This is a genomic window from Bacillus sp. SIMBA_008 (assembly GCF_046535495.1).
GTDB lineage: Bacteria > Bacillota > Bacilli > Bacillales > Bacillaceae > Bacillus > Bacillus subtilis.
In genome coordinates this window covers 1-255 of record NZ_JAWRWL010000841.1, presented here as the reverse complement: position 1 = coordinate 255, position 255 = coordinate 1, and the positions used below count along the sequence as shown (strand labels likewise).

General features: G+C 60.8%; 1 protein-coding gene. It reads right to left on the bottom strand.

Features of this window, described 5'->3' with window-relative positions:
• Positions 1-57: 57 nt before the first annotated feature.
• Positions 58-255 (bottom strand): hypothetical protein (locus SB658_RS25700; RefSeq protein ID WP_410603287.1); only part of this gene is annotated, 198 nt, incomplete at its 5' end.

Below are 255 nucleotides of genomic sequence, written 5' to 3'. Positions count from 1 at the left end.
ATAGCGCTGCTGATCGCTATCCCGGTCTGGCAGACACCGTCCCTTTATGCCCTTGGCCTAATGGCCGTGCAAGGCGTGGGTGGCCTCATGGCTCAGCTCGCCTTCGCCCGTGCAATGAAGCTTGCGGATGCCTCGCTCCTCGTCGTCATCGATTTCATTCGACTTCCCCTCGCGATGGTCTTCGGCCTTGTCCTGTTCGGAGAACCGGTCCGGCTTGCCGTCGTCATGGGTGGACTGGTCATCTTCTCCGCGATC